Here is an 18432-nt window from a genome sequence, read left to right on the forward strand (position 1 = left end):
CGGGGCCGGGTTTCTTCAACATGACCCACTGAATCAAAAACTGCTGACTAACGCTACTGGTTTGTCAGCAGTCTGAGGGCCGCCTTGCTGGCGGCCCTGTTCCTCTACCAGTCACGAACTGACGTAAGCCAACGCCTGCGTCAGTCCTCCCTGGCTACGTTGCTCAATGGCGAGGCGGTGCCGTCGGAAAACCCCCGGTAGCGCAGATGGCTCCTATTCAGATGGGCACGCATTGCCTCGCGCGCCTGCTCCGCAGCCCCGGCGCTGATTGCCTCGCATATGGCACGGTGCTCGACGACCGTATTCTGTATATAGTCCGGTGTGATCAGCGCTGGATTGAACTCCCGAGAGAAGGCCGGCTGCGGCAGGATCTTCAAGCTCATAAGGGTGAAGAACTCGATGAAGGCTCCGTTATTGGTCGCTTCGGCAATCGAGCGATGGAAAACAAAATCGAGCTGATCGAGAGAATTTTCTTCATCCAGCGACGCCTCGAATTGGCGAGCAGCATTCCAGATATTCGATTCCTGCGCCCAGGAACGCCGCGAAGCGGCCAGCCCCGCAGCATCGTGCCATTACATCTGCCATATTGCCGGACAACCTCGCGCGTAGCAGAATTGTAGAACTGTCGAATTGGCGGCCTTTGAACACGCAGGGTTCGTCAGGCTAAAGAACGGCTAAAGCGAATAGTCATCAATGGAGAGGCGACAGGTCGTGGCTTTCCCGAAAAAACTACGTCACCCGTCACGCCGCCGAGCCGGCATCGATATAGATGGTTTCCCCAATCAAGGTTCGGTGAAGAACTTGCCGGAAGCTGCCGAGTTTTGCTTCAAAGACTTGGCTTCGCATCGATAGACTCGCCTCCGGTCCGCCTTCAAGCACTTCGTGCAGCACGCGACCACTCATCGTGGCCGGTCCGGTAATTCCAAGGATGTGCAGAATGGTTGGAGCGAAGTCGCAGATACCGGAGGGGAGGGTGGAAACGGTGCCGGATGCCGGGAAGGCCGATCCAGCGACGATACAAAGCGCCGCAAGCTCCTTTCGGTGCAGTCCGCCGTGGACGCCCAGGTTCCTTGGAAGGCCACTATCGTAGAAAGTTCCACCGACAAGGCCAAACGGGTCGATCCGATCGTCGGCTCGAAAGGCGAAAGACACGTCCGGCGCCCGCATGTGATCGGCAAGAACGAGGTGGCGGCCCAGGCTTCCCGGGGCGATGCCCTCGACATCGTTTTTTGCACGCGTGAATACCGGGCCGCACCACGGCTGGCCGGTAAGGGTCGCCACGAGCCGCGCAATCCGTTCGTCGCCAGGCTCGGTGAGATAAAGCGCACCGACTTGACCAGGGACGACGACGACATCGATGTCCGGTCCCGGTGCGGTACCCGTGCGAAAACCTCCTTCCTGCAGGCTGTCGATCACAGACACTCGGGTATGGCCGGTGATGTGGCCATGATCGGACATCGCGATGAGCTGCACCCCTTCGGCACGGCCCTGCGCTTCCCACCAGTCGAGCACGCGTCCGAATTGGCGGTCGCAATGCGCGATGATGGCGCGGGTTGTCTCGGCGCCCGTGCCATGAAAATGCGAGGTACTGTCAGGCTCACCATAAGAAAGAACCGTGAGGTCCGGGCGATATTTCGGCCAGACCAGACCGAGGAATGCTTCGGTGACCCAGTCTTGTCCAGACCTGTCAGGCTCGTCGTCGGGAGGGGCGGGTGTCAATCTCCCAACAAGCGCTTCGGCCTGCGCCAGCACATCATCGGGCGTGCAGGCTTCGCGGAAATGGCCCGAGAGCCGCACATGCCCAAAGTCCTCCGCCTTGTGGTGGAAAAGGCGGGTCGTGCCGGGCGTGTTGGTGGCCAATACTGCCATGCTGCGGCCGGTCGTCGTGAGCACTTCGCCGAGGCTGGGTGAGGATATCAGCCGCCCGCCGCTTTCGACGTCAAGCCTGCGGAGCAGTACGGCGTTCGAAGTGTCGACATAGCGCGGGGGCATGACCGAGCGGTCGAGATATTTGTTGCCCACCATGCCATGGCGCCCGGGGGCGGTGCCGGTGACTAGGCTCGGAAAGGCCGAACGGGTTTCGCTCGGGTAGACGGTGCGGTGGTTTGCGAGCGTCACGCCCAGCGACTGCAGGCGACAGATATTCGGCGTCAGTTCCGGGGCGACAAGGTCGGGACGAAGGCCGTCGAAACTGACGATGACAAATCGCATAATGCTTTCCTCGATATTGCTGCGGGGTGGCGGCCCGTCAGTCACAGACCGTCAGTTCACGCGACAATGACCAGCAGGCGTCGATCGATTGCGCGCCGACGGTGAACTGATCCTCGAGCATGAAGGCGCCGAGGCCGCGGATGTACCAGGGGAGTTCATAGGCCAGCACCATGCCGGGTTCGATCTGCGTCATCTCGTCGGCTGCGATGAAAGGCCATTCCTCGACGAAGATCGAGGCTCCCAGCCCGTGGCCAAAATGGCCGCGGCAATACATCTCGAAGCCTTGGGCATGCATGGCTGACATGGCCGTCCTATGGACTTCTCGCAAGGGCACACCGGGGCGAAGCCGCTCCAGGCCTGCTTCAAAGGCAGTGCGCAGGGCACCATAGATTGCCTTCTGATCCGTGGTCGGCGGACCTAGCACCACCGTGCGGGCGCAATCGGACGTATAGCCGTCAATGATGCAGCCGAGGTCGAGGCGGATCACATCGCCACGTTCGGCCGGCCGTCCCTTGCCGGTCGCGCCGGGTCCGATGGTGATGGCGCCATTGGCCAAAATCATGCCGTCATATCCGCGGTCGGCTGCGCATCGGCTGGCGGCATCGCGGAAGACGGACAAGAGTTCGTCGGCCGTACGGCCGGGACAAATGTCGGCAATGGCCGCCATGACGCCGGCCTCGGCGCACTGGCCGGCAAGAGTTAGCCGCTCGATTTCGCCAGGGGATTTGATCATGCGAAGGCGGTTGACCAGGTTCGAGGCATCCGTCCAGCGGACGTTCGGGCAAGTGTCCGTGAAATGGGCCCGGTCGGCGACCGGCAGGAAAGCATATTCCGTCCCAAGCCGCGCGGTTGAAAGGCTCTTACGCGCCAGGGCGTCGGCGAGCAGCGCAAATGTCTGCCTCGGGTCGAAATTTGCCGGTCTGGGCCGAACCTGACCCGGTGGCCGGGCCGACGAAAGGCGTGCCGTGAGAGGGCCGCTTGGGACGTCGCGGATGTCGATCAGATCGACCCAGACAGGAAAGGGGATGATGTCGTCGAGACCGGAGGCGGCACGAAATTCTTCCGCGTAGAAATCGCCGACGATCGCCGTGAGGGGCTCTTGGGCATCCGCGGGGACGACAAGAAAGGCAGCGCCGGCCCGCCGCCAACCGGCGGCGCTCCCGGGGCGGGCTCCCGCGCCATAGAGGATCGACTCAGGCTGGATCAGTACAAGACCATCCAGCCCGTCCTTCTCCATGAGGAGCTGTGCACGCTGCCGGTTGAGGGGGCGGAGGAAGGCCATGGGTGTCTCCTTCGAACGTTGCGATCCTCAGCGTGCGCTTCTGTCCAGGCGGTCGCGCAGCCAGTCGCCCAGCAAGCTTATCGACAGGGTTGTCAGGGCGATGAGCACGGCAGGCGCAAACATGATCCAGGGTGCGCGGGTCATGTATTCCCGGCCGTAACCGACCATATTGCCGAGGCTCGTCATCGGCGGCTGGACACCGAGACCCAGAAAGGACAGGCTGCTTTCCATCAGGATGATCTCGGGAAAGGTCAGCGTCATGGAAACGATGAGGGTCGAGGAGATGTTGGGGAGGATGTGCCGCAGATAGATCCGGGCCGGTCCTGCCCCCAGCTGACGGACGGCGCCGGCATATCCCTGGGCGCCGGCGGCGATCGCAAGGCCGCGGGAAATGCGGGCATAGCGTTCCCAGCCATAGAGGCCCATCAGTCCGATGAACAACGGCAAGGTGTTGCCGAAGAAGGCGAGCACGGACAGGGAGAGAATGAGAAAAGGCATGGCGGCCTGAAAATCGGCGAGCATCAGGACCAGTTGCTCGACACGGCCGCGAAAATGCGCGGCAACGAAGCCCATCGTCGTACCGAAGCAGGCCGAAATCAGCGTGGCTCCCAGGGCAACCAGGGCCGAGATGCGAAGCGAAAAGATCAGTCGCGACAACACGTCCCGCCCCAGCTCATCCGTCCCGAGCCAGTGCTGGGGATGCAGGGGCGGAGCCAGCCTGTTCGGCAGATCCAATGCGGCATAACGATAGGGAGCGATGTATTCGGCGAAAAGTGCGACAACGATGATGAAGGCGATCCACAGGACGCTGGCGATAACGGAGATCGGGGGCCGGCTGCGTTTGCTGCCCCATGGCTTGCCGATTGCCCTTCCGGCCACTTTGTCGAGCAGGCTCATGGTCAATGCCCTCCGGTCGCATGGGCATGAGCCAGACGCGGATCGAGCAAACCGTAGAGAAAGTCGACGACGAGGTTGGAAAGCACCATGACGGCGGCCACCACAAGGAGAATGCACTGCACGACCGCCAGGTCTCTCGCCGTCACCGACACGACCAGAAGATTGCCGACCCCAGGCCAGGAGAACACGCTCTCGACCACGACGGATCCGGCTATCAGGTTGCCGACCATGAAGCCGACAATGGTGACAGTCGGGATCGCGGCGTTCGGCAGGGCGTGACCGCGCACGACAGCGGCCCAGGGCAGCCCCTTGGCACTCGCCGTCCGGATATAGGCCTGTCCGAGGACCTCCAGCATCGCGCTTCGAACGAAGCGAGCCAGAATGGCGGCGCCGCCAACGCCGAGGGTCATGATCGGCAAAATCAGATGCTGCAGACCGCCAGCCCCACCGGTTGGCAGCCACCCCAGCCAGATTGAAAGGATTTGAACCAGCGTCAGGCCAAGCACGAAACTTGGGATCGTATAGCCCCCAACGGCCGTGACCATGACGGCGCGATCGGCGGTACTGTCCCGGTGCAGGGCGGCATAGACCCCGGCCGGAATGCCGATCGCCAGCTTCATCGCCAGGGCCGGCAGCGTCAGCATGAGCGTTGCCGGGATGCGTCCCAGGACAAGCTCGAGAGCAGGGCCGCCCCCACGCATGGACCGGCCGAGTTCACCGTGAAAGATCGCCGAAAAGTACTGGAGATATTGGATCCAGAGCGGCTGATCGAGCCCCCACTCGCGGCGAAAGGCGGCCATGGCCTCGAGGGAGGCGTCCTCGCCCATGATGCTGCGGGCCGGGTCTCCGGACAGCCTCAGGACGACGAAGGCGAAGGTGACGACCAGAGCAATGGTCAATACCGCACGCAAGGCGCGGATGGCAAAATACCGAAACATCAGGCTCCGGCCTCCTTGGTCCGCGTATCGGCCTCAACGGCATGGCATGCCACCGATCGTCCATCCGGCAGCGTCGAGAATGGGGGTGAAATGCTCCGGCATTCGCCACGCGCGATGGGACAGCGCGGGTGGAAGGCGCAACCGGTCGGCCTTGCCGCGGGGTTGGGTGGTTCCCCTTTCAGGAGGATGCGCTGGTTGGTCCGCCGGCCGGCAACCGGGACCGCCGAGACCAGGGCCCTGGTATAGGGGTGCAAGGGATCGGAAAGCAGGCGGCCTGTCTCGCCATATTCGACGATGCGACCAAGATACATCACGGCCATGGTCTGGCTGATCTGGCGGACGACCTTCAAATCATGGCTGATGAAGAGGAGGCTGAGGTGCAGCTCTTGTTGCAGGTCCATCAGAAGGTTCACGATCTGAGCTTGGATCGAGACGTCGAGCGCTGAGACCGGTTCGTCGCAGACCAGGAGGGCCGGCTGCATGATCAGCGCTCGGGCGAGGACGGCACGCTGACGTTGTCCGCCCGATAGCTGATGCGGCAGGCTCGCCGCGTGACGGGCGTTCAGACCGACGGCCTGGAGGATCGCCAGTGCCTTGTCGTTCCGATTGGAGACTGGCCCGATGTCATGGATGTCAAGTGGTTCGCGCACCTGATCGAGGATGAACAGCCGCCGATCGAGCACCGCGAGCGGGTCCTGGTAGATCATCTGCATTCGAGCGCGCAGATGGCGCCACGCCGGCGTATCGGCTGGCGGCAGGGCAGCGCCCTGAAAACGCACATGGCCATTCTGGGGTCGTTCGAGGCCGAGCGCGATCCGCCCCGTCGTCGATTTTCCTGAACCGGACTCGCCGACCAGCGCGAGTGTCTTGCCGGGTTGCAGGGACAGCGATACGCCGTCGACGGCGTGCACAGGGACCTTCTTGCCGAGCAGGCCTCGGCGCGTGACATAGCTTCGCGAAACGCCATGCAGTTCAAGAATGTTCGCCGTCATGCCGGCATACCTTCCCCGATTGTAGCCGGGAACGCGGCGAGCGCGTCGGGTCCTGCCATGCAGGCGGTGAAATGGGCTGCTCGCGTCTGCCTGAGCAAGGGAAGGTTGGTCTGGCAGGCAATCATCCGCTGCGGGCAGCGGGGTGCAAACGCACATCCCGGCGGCATGTGCGTCGGCTCCGGCACCTGCCCCTCGATGGGAACCAGCCGTTGCAATTCGCCTTCGAAAGGCGGCAAGGCTGCCAGCAGGCCCCTTGTGTAAGGATGTTGCGGCGATGCAAAGATCGCCTCGGACGGTGCCGCCTCGACGACGCTGCCGGCATACATGACCATAATGCGTTCGCAGTTTTCGGAAACGACGCCGAGATCATGGCTGATCAGGACAAGAGCCATGCCGGTGTCGCGCCTGAGGGTCGTCAGCAGGTCGAGTATCTGGGCCTGGATGGTGGCGTCGAGAGCGGTCGTCGGCTCATCGGCAACCAGGACGTCCGGCTTTCCGGCGAGTGCCATTGCGATCATGACACGCTGGTTCTGGCCGCCGGACAGTTCATGGGGATAGGCATCGAACCGGCGCGCCGCATCGGGGAGGCTGACGAGATCGAAAAGACGCTTGGTTTCCGCCCGAATGCCCGCTCCCGAAACGCCCTGGTGGCGCGCGAGAACTTCACCGATCTGCCGGCCGATCCGAATGACGGGATTCAGCGCGCTCGACGGATCCTGAAAGATCATGGCTATACGTCCGCCTCTGATGTGGTCGAGCCGCGATGCGGCGAGGCCCAAAAGCGCCTCCCCACCCAGCGAGACCTTCCCCGACACGGCCGCCGTCTTCGGCAGCAGCCCCAGGGCGGCGAGCCAGGTCACCGACTTTCCGCTTCCCGACTCGCCAACGATGCCGAGCGCCTCTCCCCGTGAAAGCGCAAGGTCGATCCCGCGAAGGACCCGCACGCCGTTGAAATCGACGGTCAGGCTTTCGATGGCCAGCAATGTTTCCGGCGATGCCGCCGCTATCGCATCGGTGCGATGTGTCATCGCCATCCCTCCCTATCACCGTCAGTTACGTGGATAGGCTGCGTTGAAGGGGCCGAAATTCAGATCCAGCGTCTGTCCCGGCAGCCATGCCATGTCCTTGCGCTTGGCGTAGAATTGCCCCGAACCATGCAGCACGATGCAGGGCGGGTTCTCATGATCGATGACATCAAGCATCTTGCGGACAATCTTGCGCCGCTCCGCTGGCTCCGCCGTCGTCTTGAGTTTCTCGCCCAGTGCAAAAAAGGCCTTGTCCTGCCAGAGGCCGAGTTTCGGGAGCTCGCCGTTCGAGCCCAGCAGGCGCCAGGCATGGGCGAGCAGGTCCGGAAAAATCGCAGTGGTCGAATTGTCGTAGATCGCGTTGACCGGCGGCCGCTGAATCTGGGCGAAGTTCTCCATCATCTGAATCTCGACATTGAGGCCGACGGCCCGCCACATCTCGACCATGATCTGGGCACCGGCGACCTGGTTTGGATAGTAGTTGTTCAAGAGCTTGTAGGTGACAGTTTCGCCCTTGTAGCCACTTTCAGCCAGGAGCTTGCGGGCCAGGTCGGGATCGTAGGCCAAGGCCGGGAAATCCTCGATATAGCCGTCGCCGAAGCTGGGGAACTGGAAGCCATTCGGAACCGGAATCCGGTTCTGCCAGAGCGCTTCGACCAGCGCTTTGCGGTCAAGTGCCAAGCTGAGTGCCCGCCGCACGCCAAGCCGCGACAATACAGGACCCGTGGTGTCGATCGCCAGGGAACGTATGTTCTGGACTGCGCCGCCTGCAACTTCGAGGCCCTGCCTGCTTTCGATCCCGGAGAACATGTCCGGAGTCAGGTCGGTGATGAAATCGACCTCCCCGGCCGAAAGTGCGTTGATGCGTGAGGCGAGCTCCGGGACGATGCGATATTCGATGCCGGCATAGGGCGGCGTGCCGCCCCAATAGTCATCGAAAGCGGCCAACACGATGTTGACGTCGAGCTTTTGGCTGAGGATGCGATAGGGACCGGTACCCACTGGCGCTGCGACCCATTTGTCCCAGGATCCGGCTGCTGCGAAAGCGCGGCTGCCGACGATCTCGGCCGCCCAGGAGGACAGGCGCTTTTCCAAAAGGGCGTCATCACCCTTGGCGTGAATGATGACCGTGTGATCGTCGACGATCTCGATGCGGTCGAGCGTATCGAGTGTCTGCATGGCGACGGTCTTGCCGGCCTTGCCAGGGCCGAGCAGGTGATCCGGGCCGAGCGAGAAGGCCACGTCGTGAGCCGTGAACGGACTACCATCGTGGAAAGTGACGCCCTTGCGCAGAAACAGGCGCAGCGCCGTCCCGTCGATGCGTTCCCAGCGTTCGGCAAGCCCCGGACGCAATGCCATCTTTTCCGTCTGATCAAAGCTGACGAGCGTATCGAACATCTGCGGGACGACACGCCGCGTCGCGGTATGATTGAAAAGGGCCGACTCCACGGCCGGCGGGAAGGCGGACATGGCGATCTTGAGCGCGCGTCGCTGTGGAGCCTGAGCGGCGGCCGCGGGCAGCCCGCTCATCGACATCAAGGCGCCGACGGTTCCGGCTGCGAGTATCTCACGTCTTGTGAATGTCTGATCATGCATGGTCTTGAGATCCTTGCCGAATGGCGGTTGGGATCGGGATTGACGATTGATGCCAGGCGCTTGGGCCATCATGCCGGAGGCCGACCGTGACCATATTCGGGGGCGCCGTAACAATGAAATGACAATCATCGCAAAATGCGATAGAAACCGGGCCAATTTGGATGGCTGGGTTTCGTGCGGTAGTTGGGAGTGGCCCATGACCGAAGACAAGGCACTCTCGCTCAATGCCGTCAGGGCTTTTGTGCAGGTCGCGCGGGATAGCAGCGTGACGCGTGCCGCAAAAACGCTCGGCATCACCCAAAGCTCGGTGAGCCGCCACCTTGCCGTGCTGGAGGAATATTTTGGAGCAGCTCTTATCGAGAGGCGAGGCCGCCAGAGCCAGTTGACCGATTTTGGCCGTTTATTCGCCGACGCCATCGCCGAGCCGCTCGATACGATCTTGTTCACGGCAAAGCGCATGCGCCGCGCCGGCAGGCACGATGTCAATCGCCTGGTCATGCGAACGTCCCTGGCGACTTTCGCCTATACGGTGCTCATTCCCAATTTGCGGGAGTTCTCCACGGAAATGGGCGGCGTGACGGTCGATGTGATCAGCACCTTGTCGGCTCCTACCTCCACCGACAGCTTCGACGTGCTTTTAACCCGAGACCTGATGCTGAACGAACCGGCGGATCGCTGGGATGTCTATGATGAGCAGCTCGTCTGTGTGGGCGCGCCGGATTGTATCGCAAGCCGGGGGCTCGAGGCCTTGCGCAATACACCCGTCATCGCCGTGACGTCCCGGCCGGACATTCTGCCGACCTGGCTTCGCGGCATGGCAATGAAAACATCCGATGTCGTCTCCGGCTCACGCTATGATCACCACTATCTCGCCTTGCCGGCCGTATCGACGGGCCAGAGCCTGCTGGTGACGCCTCATATCGTCGTCGCGGATCTGGTCCGGCAGGGCCTTCTGGAGATCCTTCCAGGTTCGCGAGCGCCCAGCGGCATGCAGTATCGCGCCTATGCGATTGATCGCAGCAGCAATCCGGACGTTGCCCGCGCCTTCTGCCGATGGCTAACGCGACTGTGCCGGAGAATGACGGAGGAAGGCGCTGCCATCAAATAGCGCCCGGTTGTCCTAATATCGCAAAATACGATGATTTTCACCTGTTTGTACGATAGCTGAACTGGCGGGTGACCGCCTCCCTGGGTAGTGCTGGGACAGATCCAGTGTGCAGGGAGAGCTGCGTTGCCACTCATCGCCAGGAGGCTGCAAGCCGTCCGTCCTTCCCAGACCAAGGCCATGACCGCTGCGGCCGCCGCCTTGCGGGAAGAAGGCGTCGATGTCATAGCGCTGAGCCAGGGCGAACCGGATTTCGACACGCCCGCCGCGGTTTGCGACGCCGGTATTGCCGCCATACGTGGCGGTAGAACACGCTATACGCCGGTCGCCGGTATAAAACGGCTGCGCGAGGTGATCAGCGAAAAGCTCCAGCGGGACAACGGCCTGAGCTACGACATCGACCAGATCACGGTTGGCTGCGGCGCAAAGCAGGTGGTCTTCAACGCCTTGTTTGCCAGCCTCGATCCGGGCGACGAGGTCATCATTCCCACGCCTTGCTGGGTGTCCTATCCCGACATGGTGCGGCTGGCCGGTGGCGATCCGGTCCTCGTCGGCTGCGATGAGCGCCATGGCTTCAAATTGAAACCGGAAGACCTGGAGGCGGCGATCTCGCCCCGCACCAAATGGCTGATGCTGAACTCGCCCAACAACCCGACCGGCGCGGTCTATTCCAAGACGGAACTGTCAGCGCTTGCCGCCGTTCTGCGTCGGCATGACCAAGTGCATGTGCTTGCCGACGACATCTACGAAAAGCTCGTCTACGGCATGGACTTCACCACCATGGCTGACGCTGCGCCCGACCTCATCGACCGGACGCTCACGATCAACGGCGTTTCCAAGTCCAGCGCCATGACGGGCTGGCGGCTCGGCTATGGCGCCGGGCCGAAGGAATTGATCAAGGCGATGAACACGATTCAGGGACAGACGTCGTCTCATACCAGTTCCATCTCGCAATATGCCGCGATGGAAGCGATCGGGGGTAACCAGAATTACATTGCCGGCTTCGTATCGGATTTCCGCAAGCGGCGTGACTTTGTGGTCGAAAAAATCAATGAAGCACGGGGCCTGCAATGCCGCATGCCGGACGGTGCCTTCTACGTGTTCGTCAACTGTGCTGGCATTCTCGGCAAGATCACGGCGCAGGGCAGGGTGATCGAGACCGACATGGATTTCGCGCTGTATCTGCTGGAGCAGTTCGGCGTTGCCGTCGTGCCCGGCAGCGGCTTCATGGCCTCGCCCTATATTCGTATCTCCTATGCGTCCTCGATGGACGACCTGCAGCAGGCGTGCGGCCGCATCCTGGCTGCCTGCGACGCCCTCTGCGAGAATGAGAAGACCCATGAGCAAAGCCAAACAATTGCGTGACGCCATGGCCGAACGCGGCCTCGTCCACATCATGGCAGCCCATAGCCCCCTCTCGGCGATCCTGGCCGAGGAGGCTGGGTTCGACGGAATCTGGGCATCGGGCTTCGAACTTTCGGCCTTGTATGGATTGCCCGATGTGAGCTTGATCAGCATGACTCAGCATCTCGACATGCTGCGCGCGATAGCGAGCTCCACGTCGCTCCCGGTCGTCGCCGACATAGATACCGGCTTCGGTAATGCCATCAACGTCATCCATGCGATCGGCCAATACGAACGAGCAGGCGCAGCGGCTGTCGTCATCGAGGACAAGACATTCCCGAAAGTCACCAGCCTTATTGCCGGCGGCCGGCAGGAGCTTGTCAGAAGCGAAGAGTTCGAAGGCAAGATACGCGCGGCGGTGGCAGCCCGGACAAGCGAGGATTTCCTGGTCATCGCCCGAACCGAGGCCCTGATTGCAGGCCTGGGCGAGACCGAGGCGCTGCGTCGCGGGCTCGCCTATGAAGCTGCGGGTGCCGATATGATCCTCATTCATTCCAAGCAAAAAACGCCGGACGAAGTCGAAGGCTTCGTGAGGGAGTGGGCGGGCAAGGTCCCCCTCGTCATCGTTCCGACGGCCTATCCGGAAATGAATGAACGGCGAATTCGCGCGCTGCGGAAGATCGCGATGGTCATCTATGGCAACCATGCAATCCGTGCATCCACCACCGCGATGCAGGATGTGTTCGCCCGTGTGATCAAAGACAGGGGGATTCAGGGCGTGAACAACGACATCGTGCCTGTCGACGAAATCTTCCGGATCCAGGGCATGGAAAGGATCAAGAAAGACGAGGGCCTGTTCCTGCGCTGACAATGTAAAGCTGGCCGCGCCGCCGCGACCGAAATCTCCAGCGAGGATCCTGCTCCGATAAACTGGCGCTGCGGTCCATGATTGGGGTCGTCCCCGATTTTACGCCGTGCAATGCCTGATTGCCGGCTGTGTCGCGGAATTATAGGACGAGAGTGGTATTTCTCATGCGGTGGCTCAGTTCACGCGCGCGGCCCCCATGGCCTCGGGCAGCTTCTTCCAATGGTCGACGACCGCCACGGCGCCGATCTGTGTCAGGCGTTCGGCGTGTCCCGGCGCGCAATGGGCTCCCCCGACAAAGCCGATTACCGTCATCCCGGCAGCCACGGCTGCGGTAACGCCGGCAACGCTGTCTTCGATGACGCAACAGCGTTCGGGCAACCGGCCCATCCGCCGCGCAGCGTGAAGGAAGAGGTCGGGAGCAGGCTTGCCTCGCTCCACTTCGACTGCGCTGAAAATGTTTGGCGCAAAGAGCGGCTTCAATCCCGAAAGGCGCAACGCCAGGTCGAGCTTGCTCGGCGCGCTGCTGGAGGCCACGCATTTGAGCTGAGGCATCGTGGCCAGCGTTCGCGCAGCATCCGGCAAGGCGCGAAGCTCGGCGTGCATGACAGCCTCGATGCGCTTGGCGACGGTTTGCGCGAAATCGGCTCCAATCGGGCGGCCGCTTTCCCGCTCGACAGTGGCGATGATATCCCGCTGCGAGACACCGGCGAAGCGACTGAGCATTTCGCTCAACGGATAGTCGTCGAAGCCGCGGCGCTGCAGTTCTTCGGCATCGATGCGAGAAGCCAGTATTTCGCTGTCGACGAGCACGCCGTCGCAGTCGCAAATGATCAGATCGAAAGCAGTGCCTGTCATATCTGGGGTGTCCGGATGATTTCAAATTCGCCCGGTCCGCCGATATCATCGGCGAATTCGCGGGCAATGAGGGCGTTGGGCATCAGCGGTTCGATCGAATGGACGATAATCCTGTTCGCATCTGCGAGGATCACGTCGAAGCAAGGTGGTCGCTCGACGTAACTGGCAGTCATGCCCGCCAGGACCGGACGGATCGGATGGCAGGTGCCGCCCGTCGCCGAAAAGGAACGCGAACCGGACCGGCCTGACACCGAAAGATGAACATGGCCGAATGCCGTGTGCAGGACTTGCGGATGCCGATCGAGCAGGCTTTCGAGGGCATCTCCCCCTTCGAGCAACATGGCGTGGAAATATTCGATCCCGAGCGGGAAGGGTGGGTGATGCAGGAACAGGAGCGTCGGGATCGTCGGGCTGCGTTCGAATTCGCCGTTCAGCCAGGCCAGGCGGCGAGGACAGAGAAAGCCGGCGCTCGGACGCATTTCATCGAGGGTATCGAGCAGGATCAGGCGATGGCTTCCAAGCGGGAGAGCCGCTTGCACAAAGCCGTGTCCATCGTCATGGGCATCGGGAAACACCTGGCGGAAAGCAGCGCGCCGGTCGTGATTGCCGAGCATGAGATGGCTTGGAACGCTGAGACGTTCCAACAAGGTTCGAAGCCGTCGATAGGAAGCCTCGTCCCCCCGATCGGTCAGATCCCCGCTGAGGATGCACAACTCGGCCTCGGCGTGTTCGGCATTGATGGTATCGATCACGGACTCCAGCCGTGTTGCCGGATCGAAGCCGAGAACCCGCTCGCCTTCTGGAACCATATGGATGTCTGAGACATGGATGATTTTCACCACGACATGACCTTTGTGCAGGGGCGGGGGCGCTGCCGCCCCCGCGGAATTGGATGGTCTGTCAGTTCTTGCCTTTGCTCAGCCGTCCGGTGAGTTCGACGAGCGCGGCAAGGCCCTGCTCCGGTGTCGTTTCACCGCGCATGATCTGGGATAGGACGATCTTCTGTTCGTCCCAGATGCGCGGCCCCGAACCCGCGGGATAGCCGAACCAGGCCTTGGCGATCGGCCATTGCCGCAGACTCGTCGTCCAATCGGGATGCTGGGCATAGTAGTTGCCGAGAAAATCCGGCTTCACGGTGTTGAGATTGGTGGGCATGTAGCCGGAATTGAGCACGACGATTTTTTGTCCTGCCGGCCCGGTGACGAATTTGATGTAGTCCCAGGCTGCCTTCGCCTTGGCGGGGTCCCGGGTGAGGATGACGGCGGCCGAGCCACCGACGGGCAGGCCGCCTTGCCCCTTGACAGGCGCCGGGTAGGGGGCCGTGGCGAATTTGAACTTGCCACCCACGGCTTCGTCCATGACACGGACCTCGGCGGTCGAACCGATGAAAATCCCGAGCTTTCCGGCAGCAAATTGCTGGATCGACTGGTCTTCGTCCAGGAACGGCATTTTCGTCTCGGTGACGAAGCGGCGGATGAGATTGACGGCCGAACGGCCGCTGTCATCGCCGAAGGCGACTTTCGATCCGTCGGCCGTCATGATCTGCCCGCCCGCATTGAGGATCAGCGCCTGCCAGAGCCAGTCGTCGCCCCAACCATTCACGGCATAGGACATGCCGTCTGCCTTGCCGGCGTCGGCAATCTTCCTGGCCGTTCGCAAAATGCCGTTCCAGTCTGTCAGCGAGGCCGGAACTTCGCCGACCGAGTCCAGGAGATCCTTGTTGTAATAGATGATTGGCGTCGAAGCCGTGAACGGCATGCCCCATTGCTTGCCGCCGATCTGGCCAAGCGCGAGAGTGTTGGGGGCGTAGTTGTCCTTGACCCATTCGCTGCCCTCAGCTTGCAGGAAGGGGGTGAGCTCGACGATCTCTCCTTTGGCGCCGAGCGTGCGCGCGAGCTCGCCAAGATAGCTGTAGGACGAATACCACAGGTCAGGCAGCGTATCTGTGACGGCGGAACGCAAGATCCGCTGCTGCCCGTCGGCATAGTTGGCGGCGGGCGCCTTGAAGTCGATCTTGATGTCCGGATGCTCCTTCATGAAGGCCTCGGCCAGAGGTTCATGGAAGCGCTTGTGGGAGGGCCAGGCATATTGGACCTCGATCGTGACCGGGTCGGCAGCGGCTGGCGCGGCTGCGGCGGCCATGAAGAAGCCAGCGGCGATGAGGGACATCCATCTGGGCATGGGAGTGTGTCTCCTACGGGTGAAGGGAGGGGCGTGTTTGGGGAAGGGGCGAACGGATGGGCTCAGCGCAGGCCCGTCATGGTCAAACCCCGGATGAAATGGCGCTGTGCGAAAAGGAAGACGATCATGATCGGGGCGATGACGACGATAGCTCCCGCCATCATGGCCCCGTAGTCGGTGCCCAGGTCTCCGTCACGAAAATAGAGCATGCCGAGCGGCGGCGTTGCCATGGACTGCGAGGAGACTACGATCAGCGGCCAGTAGAGATCGTTCCAGTGGGCGGTGATGGAGAAGATGGCGAAAGCCGCGATCGCCGGCTTGGCGCTCGGCACGATCAGGCGCGTCAGGATCTCGAATTCACTGAAGCCATCCAGGCGCGCGGCCTGGATGATCTCGTCGGGGAAGGATTTGAACTGCTGGCGCAGAAGGAAGATGGCAAAGGGTGAAAGCACGAAAGGAAAGATCAAGGCGAAATAGCTGTCGAGTGCGCCGAGATGTGCCAGACCGAGATAGAGCGGAAGCATCGGGACCTGGATCGGCACGCAGAGCGAGGCGATGATCAGGGCAAAAAGCAGGCCCTGGCCGGCAAAACGCAGCTTGGCCAGGGCGTAGGCGCTGGGTATGGCAATCAGGAGCTGCAGAATGAGCAGGCTGGCGGTGACGATGGCGCCATTGCCGAGAAAGCGCAGCATCGGCACCGAGGTGAAGGCCCGTCGAAAGTTCTCCACGATGATGCCGGGCTCGGTCGGCAGGCCGAACGGGTTTGAGAAAATCTCGCTCGGCGCGCGGGCGGCCGTCAACAACACCCAGACATAGGGCAACAGAATGAGGCCGGCGAGCCCGATCAATACCGTATGGGCGGTGATGGTTGCGCCGATGCGACGCAGCGACATGGTTGCGTGCTTCGACATCAGTAGTAAATCCGCTTGTCGGCGATGAGGATCTGAAAGAGCGAGAAGGCGCCGATGGCGGCAAGAAACACCATGGACAGCGCGCAAGCGTAGCCCAGATTGGTATATTGGTAGGCCTCCAGATAGATCTTGTAGAGGAGGGTCTCGGTGGTACCAGCGGGGCCGCCGCGGGTGAGGGCGGCCACCGAGTCGAAGGCTTGGAGCGCCGTGATCGTGGTGGTCACGATCACGAAGAGCATGGTCGGCGCGAGCAGAGGAAAGGTGACGCGGATGAACCTGTCCCAGCCGCCATCCATGCCGTCGAGCGCTGCCGCATCATAGATGTCGGCGGGAATCGAGGCGAGGCCGGCCAGAAACAGCACGGTGGTCTGGCCGACCAGTTGCCAGGCGCCAATGACCGCTAGGGTCGGCAAAGCCGTGTCGGGGTCCGTCAGAAAATCGATGCGCGCAAAGCCGAGGCTGGCGAGCCATTCATTAATGGGCCCGATACGCCCATGCAGCAGAAACTGCCAGACGATCGCCATGGCGATGAAGGTGCTGGTGGCGGGCAGAAAGAAGATGACTTCGTAGACGTGCCGCAAGCGATGGCGGCGCTGGATCAGAAGGGCAATGGCCAGTCCGAGCCCGACCGAGAGCGGCACCGCAATTCCGGCATAGGACAGGGTATGAAACACCGCGCGCAGTGCCCGTCCGTCGGTCAGGAGCGCTGCATAATTGCTGAGGCCGATGAAATGCCAATCGGTTTCGCCCAGCCCATAGTCGGTGAGGCTGAGAGCGGAGACGGCCAGGAGCGGGGCGATGATCAGCCCAGCCAGCAGCATCGCCGCGGGTGCGGCAAGCGACCAGGCGCGCCAGGCTTCACCCTTTGCGCCGTCCCGATGGCGGGGGCGGATTACGAGCGTGCTCATGGGCGTTGCCCGCCAAAACGCAGGATGTTCGTTGCTGCCGATGTCGCCAGCCGGGAGCCGGTGTCATCGAACAGCTTGATGGCCATGGGATCGAAATCCACGCCGATGCGCCCATCGGCGGGCAGCGAGAAGCGAGCCAGCGCCTCGCCGGTCAGTCGGATCGCCAACGGCGTGTCGCCCCCGTCGAGGCTCACAAACAGCAAGGCTTCGTGGCCTGTCTGTTCGATCCGCTTGATCGTCGCGCGCCAGGGCTGGTTTTCCCCGTCGGGCGCGGCCGCGACCCGCAGATCCTCCGGCCGCAGGCCCAGGGTGACAGGGCGGCGTCCTTGCGACCCGGCTTGAAATGCGATGTCCCGGCCGAGACAGGCGAGCGCGCCTGACGGGCTGGCTTCGACCGGCAGGAGATTGATCGCGGGTGTGCCGAGGAATTGGGCGACGCTGAGATGCTGGGGGTCATGGAAAATTTCAAGGGGCGTGCCGACTTGCAGGGCTTTGCCCTCCATCATGACGACGATACGGTCGGCCATGGTCATCGCCTCGGTCTGGTCATGGGTGACATAGACCGTGGTGATGCTGAGCCGGCGTTGCAGCTCGACCAATTCGCCGCGCATCTGGGTGCGGAGTGCCGCATCGAGGCTGGACAACGGCTCATCCATGAGGAAAAGGCGCGGATGGCGAATGATGGCGCGCCCGATGGCGACGCGCTGTTTCTGGCCGCCGGATAGCTGGGCGGGCCTACGGTCGAGCTGGGCCGTGATGCGCAGGGAGGCCGCGACGTGTTCGACTTCGGCCTCGATCCGTCGCTTGACCGAGCGACCGCCGGGAGCGAGGCGACCGATCAGGGGTTGGCGCTGGATAAAGGAAAGGCGCGACATCATCAGGGGAATGGCGATGTTCTGGCGCGCAGTCATGTGCGGATAGAGCGCAAAGCTCTGAAATACCATGGCAATGTCTCGGTCCTTGGGAGCCGTTCCCAGAATGGTGCGGCCATCGATAATGACGTCGCCGAAACTGGGCTGGTCGAAACCCGCGAGGATACGCAGCAAAGTCGACTTGCCGCAGCCTGAGGGGCCCAGCAGGCAGAGAAACTCGCCGGGCCGGATCTCGAGATCGAGGCCGCGCAGAACCTCCGTCGAGTCGAACCGCTTGCCCAGGTTGCGAATTTCCACCGTGGCGGGCTCCATGGCTTTCCTCCTCGTTTCCGGTATGACAGATATGGAGCATAACTCCAATCATAAGTAAATATGTTGGAGAAAAACTCCACATCAGGACCCAGCCGTGCCGGCCACGCCATCCTCTTAGGGGAGCAATGCTTCAGT

At 62.2% G+C, this 18432-nt stretch carries 16 protein-coding genes and 1 pseudogene; 3 read left to right on the forward strand and 14 right to left on the reverse strand.

The features are described 5' to 3' along the window. Positions 1–140: 140 nt before the first annotated feature. From ABXS05_RS33525 to ABXS05_RS33560, 8 genes and pseudogenes are all read right to left on the reverse strand, one after another. Positions 141–563, reverse strand: a pseudogene (locus ABXS05_RS33525) (FadR/GntR family transcriptional regulator); the annotation flags it as partial. Between the two features lie 178 nt (positions 564–741). Beyond that, positions 742–2211, reverse strand: a complete 1470-nt coding sequence (locus ABXS05_RS33530) for an alkaline phosphatase family protein (protein ID WP_367626891.1) — start codon at positions 2209–2211, stop codon at positions 742–744. A gap of 37 nt (positions 2212–2248) precedes the next feature. After that, positions 2249–3493 (reverse strand): M24 family metallopeptidase, encoded by a 1245-nt coding sequence (locus ABXS05_RS33535; RefSeq protein ID WP_367626892.1) that lies wholly within the window; start codon positions 3491–3493, stop codon positions 2249–2251. A 27-nt stretch (positions 3494–3520) separates the two neighbouring features. Then, positions 3521–4390 carry an ABC transporter permease gene (locus tag ABXS05_RS33540; protein WP_367626893.1) on the reverse strand — a complete coding sequence of 290 codons (870 nt, stop codon included), beginning with the start codon at positions 4388–4390 and terminating at the stop codon, positions 3521–3523. A gap of 2 nt (positions 4391–4392) precedes the next feature. After that, positions 4393–5328, reverse strand: coding sequence for an ABC transporter permease (locus ABXS05_RS33545; RefSeq protein WP_367626894.1), 936 nt, complete (start codon positions 5326–5328; stop codon positions 4393–4395). After that, positions 5328–6320, reverse strand: coding sequence for an ABC transporter ATP-binding protein (locus ABXS05_RS33550; protein ID WP_367626895.1), 993 nt, complete (start codon positions 6318–6320; stop codon positions 5328–5330). The genes ABXS05_RS33545 and ABXS05_RS33550 overlap by 1 nt, the downstream gene beginning before the upstream one ends. Next, positions 6317–7348 carry an ABC transporter ATP-binding protein gene (locus ABXS05_RS33555; protein WP_367626896.1) on the reverse strand — a complete coding sequence of 344 codons (1032 nt, stop codon included), beginning with the start codon at positions 7346–7348 and terminating at the stop codon, positions 6317–6319. The genes ABXS05_RS33550 and ABXS05_RS33555 overlap by 4 nt, the downstream gene beginning before the upstream one ends. Before the next feature lie 21 nt (positions 7349–7369). Further along, positions 7370–8941: an ABC transporter substrate-binding protein gene (locus ABXS05_RS33560; RefSeq protein ID WP_367626897.1), complete on the reverse strand. Its 1572-nt coding sequence runs from the start codon at positions 8939–8941 to the stop codon at positions 7370–7372. A gap of 196 nt (positions 8942–9137) precedes the next feature. On the opposite strand from ABXS05_RS33560, the gene ABXS05_RS33565 reads away from it, so the two are divergent. The 3 genes from ABXS05_RS33565 to ABXS05_RS33575 all read left to right on the forward strand — a co-directional run bounded on the left by ABXS05_RS33565 (position 9138) and on the right by ABXS05_RS33575 (position 12258). Next, entirely contained in the window at positions 9138–10049 is a 912-nt protein-coding gene (locus tag ABXS05_RS33565) for a LysR family transcriptional regulator (protein WP_367626930.1), read from the forward strand. A gap of 177 nt (positions 10050–10226) precedes the next feature. Beyond that, positions 10227–11411: a pyridoxal phosphate-dependent aminotransferase gene (locus ABXS05_RS33570; protein WP_367626931.1), complete on the forward strand. Its 1185-nt coding sequence runs from the start codon at positions 10227–10229 to the stop codon at positions 11409–11411. Then, a complete protein-coding gene (locus ABXS05_RS33575; RefSeq protein ID WP_367626898.1) occupies positions 11386–12258 on the forward strand; it encodes a phosphonopyruvate hydrolase in 873 nt (290 codons plus the stop codon). The genes ABXS05_RS33570 and ABXS05_RS33575 overlap by 26 nt, the downstream gene beginning before the upstream one ends. Before the next feature lie 174 nt (positions 12259–12432). Here the strand turns inward: ABXS05_RS33575 and ABXS05_RS33580 are convergent, their stop codons facing one another. From ABXS05_RS33580 to ABXS05_RS33605, 6 genes are all read right to left on the reverse strand, one after another. Continuing rightward, a complete protein-coding gene (locus tag ABXS05_RS33580; protein ID WP_367626899.1) occupies positions 12433–13113 on the reverse strand; it encodes an HAD-IA family hydrolase in 681 nt (226 codons plus the stop codon). Beyond that, the gene (locus tag ABXS05_RS33585) at positions 13110–13922 is read right to left on the reverse strand and encodes a metallophosphoesterase (RefSeq protein ID WP_367626900.1); all 813 of its coding nucleotides are present in this window, start codon (positions 13920–13922) and stop codon (positions 13110–13112) included. Before ABXS05_RS33585 ends, ABXS05_RS33580 begins: the two co-directional genes overlap by 4 nt. A 91-nt stretch (positions 13923–14013) precedes the next feature. Beyond that, on the reverse strand, positions 14014–15294 hold the full coding sequence (locus ABXS05_RS33590; RefSeq protein WP_367626901.1) for an ABC transporter substrate-binding protein: 1281 nt from the start codon (positions 15292–15294) through the stop codon (positions 14014–14016). Positions 15295–15356: 62 nt separating this feature from the next. Beyond that, on the reverse strand, positions 15357–16205 hold the full coding sequence (locus ABXS05_RS33595; protein ID WP_437178721.1) for a carbohydrate ABC transporter permease: 849 nt from the start codon (positions 16203–16205) through the stop codon (positions 15357–15359). Beyond that, positions 16205–17113 (reverse strand): carbohydrate ABC transporter permease, encoded by a 909-nt coding sequence (locus ABXS05_RS33600; RefSeq protein WP_367626902.1) that lies wholly within the window; start codon positions 17111–17113, stop codon positions 16205–16207. Before ABXS05_RS33600 ends, ABXS05_RS33595 begins: the two co-directional genes overlap by 1 nt. Then, positions 17110–18297 carry an ABC transporter ATP-binding protein gene (locus ABXS05_RS33605; protein WP_367626903.1) on the reverse strand — a complete coding sequence of 396 codons (1188 nt, stop codon included), beginning with the start codon at positions 18295–18297 and terminating at the stop codon, positions 17110–17112. The genes ABXS05_RS33600 and ABXS05_RS33605 overlap by 4 nt, the downstream gene beginning before the upstream one ends. Positions 18298–18432: the final 135 nt, after the last annotated feature.

Source organism: Labrys neptuniae (assembly GCF_040797145.1).
GTDB classification, from domain to species: domain Bacteria; phylum Pseudomonadota; class Alphaproteobacteria; order Rhizobiales; family Labraceae; genus Labrys; species Labrys neptuniae.

Coding starts and splice junctions, on each gene's coding strand:
- ABXS05_RS33530 (WP_367626891.1), bottom strand. CDS start 2,211: ATGCGATTTGTCATCGTCAGTTTCGACGGCCTTCGTCCCGACCTTGTC.
- ABXS05_RS33535 (WP_367626892.1), bottom strand. CDS start 3,493: ATGGCCTTCCTCCGCCCCCTCAACCGGCAGCGTGCACAGCTCCTCATG.
- ABXS05_RS33540 (WP_367626893.1), bottom strand. CDS start 4,390: ATGAGCCTGCTCGACAAAGTGGCCGGAAGGGCAATCGGCAAGCCATGG.
- ABXS05_RS33545 (WP_367626894.1), bottom strand. CDS start 5,328: ATGTTTCGGTATTTTGCCATCCGCGCCTTGCGTGCGGTATTGACCATT.
- ABXS05_RS33550 (WP_367626895.1), bottom strand. CDS start 6,320: ATGACGGCGAACATTCTTGAACTGCATGGCGTTTCGCGAAGCTATGTC.
- ABXS05_RS33555 (WP_367626896.1), bottom strand. CDS start 7,348: ATGACACATCGCACCGATGCGATAGCGGCGGCATCGCCGGAAACATTG.
- ABXS05_RS33560 (WP_367626897.1), bottom strand. CDS start 8,941: ATGCATGATCAGACATTCACAAGACGTGAGATACTCGCAGCCGGAACC.
- ABXS05_RS33565 (WP_367626930.1), top strand. CDS start 9,138: ATGACCGAAGACAAGGCACTCTCGCTCAATGCCGTCAGGGCTTTTGTG.
- ABXS05_RS33570 (WP_367626931.1), top strand. CDS start 10,227: ATGACCGCTGCGGCCGCCGCCTTGCGGGAAGAAGGCGTCGATGTCATA.
- ABXS05_RS33575 (WP_367626898.1), top strand. CDS start 11,386: ATGAGCAAAGCCAAACAATTGCGTGACGCCATGGCCGAACGCGGCCTC.
- ABXS05_RS33580 (WP_367626899.1), bottom strand. CDS start 13,113: ATGACAGGCACTGCTTTCGATCTGATCATTTGCGACTGCGACGGCGTG.
- ABXS05_RS33585 (WP_367626900.1), bottom strand. CDS start 13,922: ATGGTTCCAGAAGGCGAGCGGGTTCTCGGCTTCGATCCGGCAACACGG.
- ABXS05_RS33590 (WP_367626901.1), bottom strand. CDS start 15,294: ATGCCCAGATGGATGTCCCTCATCGCCGCTGGCTTCTTCATGGCCGCC.
- ABXS05_RS33595 (WP_437178721.1), bottom strand. CDS start 16,205: ATGTCGAAGCACGCAACCATGTCGCTGCGTCGCATCGGCGCAACCATC.
- ABXS05_RS33600 (WP_367626902.1), bottom strand. CDS start 17,113: ATGAGCACGCTCGTAATCCGCCCCCGCCATCGGGACGGCGCAAAGGGT.
- ABXS05_RS33605 (WP_367626903.1), bottom strand. CDS start 18,297: ATGGAGCCCGCCACGGTGGAAATTCGCAACCTGGGCAAGCGGTTCGAC.